General features: G+C 44.0%; 2 protein-coding genes. Both read right to left on the bottom strand.

The window, feature by feature from the left end:
• On the bottom strand, positions 1–2,288 hold a 2,288-nt coding region (locus QZZ43_RS12095; RefSeq protein WP_291859597.1), incomplete at its 3' end, for a TonB-dependent receptor plug domain-containing protein.
• Positions 2,289–2,290: 2 nt separating this feature from the next.
• Positions 2,291–2,564 (bottom strand): DUF4974 domain-containing protein (locus QZZ43_RS12090; protein ID WP_291859593.1); only part of this gene is annotated, 274 nt, incomplete at its 5' end.

The following is a 2,564-nucleotide window of genomic DNA, read 5'->3' as shown; positions in this document are numbered from 1 at the left end:
GAATAATCGGGTTCCGTGTACTGCTCACTAAGGTAATTGGCATAGAGCGGAAACCCGCTGCCATACACATAAGCTGCAGAAAAGTGGAAACGCTTCAAGAACCTCATCAACCCGGCAAATTTAAGTTCATGCCGCTGGTCATGAGGCGCGCGGCGAAAGTCATCTTCCTGAAAATAGGAAAACTGCTCCTGCGCATGAGCAAGAGAGTAGGAGACCCACACCGAATTAGCGTCAAAATCTTTCTTCAAAAACACGTCCAATCCATAGCTGAAACCTTCGCCCCGGTACACGCTCTCTTCCGATTGGTTAAAACGCACATAGCGTGTCAGTCCGTTCACTGTTTTATAGAAACCATCAATATTTATAGTAAAATTGTTTCCCTTCCATGAGCCCCCCAAAACCCAGTGTTGGGCATCCAATACTGGTAAATCCTGTCCGTCGGACAATGACCACACATATCTAAAATTCCCGGTTTCATCGTACATAGAGTTTTTTACCAAAAACTGATGATAGCTGCCCCAGGCGGCATTGGCAGAGAAGGTCCCCCCAGGCCGAAAACTCAACTCCACCCGAGGATCCAGATAATTGGAACCTGTGTAAAAAGAATAGTTATATCTCAAGCCTGGTTTAAGATGAAGCTGAGGTGAGAGTGAAATCCGGTCGAACAAAAAAGCAGCCATCCGGGCTCCGGAGTAATCGGAATCCAACGTTGTCAAACCTGCAGAATCCTCATTGATGGAGAGCCTGTTTTGAAAACCTTCAATTCCAACCGTCAGGCGTTGATTATGCAGCAATTGAAAATTATAATCAAACTTCAGACTTCCTTCGCCTACATTGGTCTCGGTTTCTTTATCAATATCGATGTACCGACGGTTAAAACGAGCATTTGAGATCTTGCGCTCCACTGCATAAGTTGAAAAAAGACCCGACCAGGCAGCATTGAATTGATAATGATCACCGTTTTTTCGGCTTTTTCCCCAATACATAGCTCCTCCCAGCTGATGATTCTCCTCAGAGGTGCTTTGATAAATGACATTTCTTTGCCTTTCCTGCTCGGCCGTATAAGCGAAATCATCGTCGCCACCCAGAAGACTGATGTAAAACAGGCTTCCATCCTTCTGTTGCAGCGAGTATTTGGCATTAAAATCGCGAAAGCGATAATCGGGCTTCACCAATATTCTGTATTCTAAATCATCGGAGGAGGAATTTGTAATATCATCGGCATCAAACAAATCGTAGTATGTTTGACGATAAGCCAGCGTTAAGGATGACTTCTCCGACAAAGGAGTCTCCACCATTCCGTTTAGGGTTTCATTGTTGATAAACAAATGAAATCCGCGACGATTTCTTCTCCCTGTCTTTCCGGTTATATTCACGACTCCTCCTGCGAGGTCTTCATGAGAGGCGTCGTATCCTCCTTTGAGCACCTCCACATTTTTGGTCATAAAAGGGTTGATGGCGCTGATGTTGTCGTTAAAATTTTTCAGTCCCCAGATGGTTATTCCGTCGAACCGAACGCGGCTGGTTCCTTCATAGCTTCCCCATATAATCAAATCGTTAGCTTGCTCACCGGCAGCCACAACTCCTGGCTGAAGCCGCAAAAGATTAAAAACTGCATTGTCGCCATTTCCGGGCAGATAATTTGCAATATAAGTGTTCAGACTAATCATTCCCGATTGCTCTCCCATCTGAATGGAGCGCGCAACAATGTTATCTCTCACAATCACCTCCGGCAGATCGTAAGAAAAAGGAGTCAGATAAATCCTGTGATTCTGACCCGAATACAAAATCGTATCAACAACAAAACATCCCAAATAGGATGCTTTCACTTGAAATGCCGAGTCCTCCCGGGAAACAAAACTAAACGAACCTTTCACATCTGCAATCATCTGATGATTACCAATCTGAACGTGAGAAAAAGACAACGGTTCACCTGTATTTTTTTCCAGTACCTGCCCCGATATCAGAAAACGGGAAGGCTGAACGGGTTTATCTCTTCGGTAAATAACGTACACATTTCCCATCACCTCCCACTGAAGAGGTAAATCAATCAAAAGAACATTTAAAATTTCTTCAAAAGAAGAAAATTTGCCGGAAGCTGAAACGGAAAAATTTGATAAGTACCGATCGTCAAAAGAAAAACGAACATCATACTCCTGACGAAGTTCAATAAGTGCCTTGTTCAGCGGTTTTTCCGTGAACTCTACCTTGTAAGCCTGCCCCCGAAGCAGAGGCAAACAAAGGAACAACCAAAAAAAAAGAATTAAAAACCTTTTGTCCACCAACATCGTTAGTCATTCAATATCCGATATCCCCCGCTGATTTTCTGATAATTCAGCCCGTAAGGACGACAAACCATTTTCAGCACCTGTTCCAGCGGTTGATTGCGTGAGAAATTCCCGGAATAAAGATGGTCCGGCACTCCTTCAGCCTCTATTTCAACAGCATACTGACGTTCAATCTCATCAAAAACCTTTTCTATAGGTGTGGCGGTAAACATGAACATGGCGCTTCTCCATGACACCACTTCCTCTTTGTTTTTCAGTGCTGACAAACGTAAACCT

The sequence above is a fragment of the Marinilabilia sp. genome (genome assembly GCF_016278715.1).
In the GTDB taxonomy this organism is placed as follows: Bacteria; Bacteroidota; Bacteroidia; order Bacteroidales; family Marinilabiliaceae; genus Marinilabilia.
This window is presented reverse-complemented; position numbering and strand designations above follow the sequence as displayed.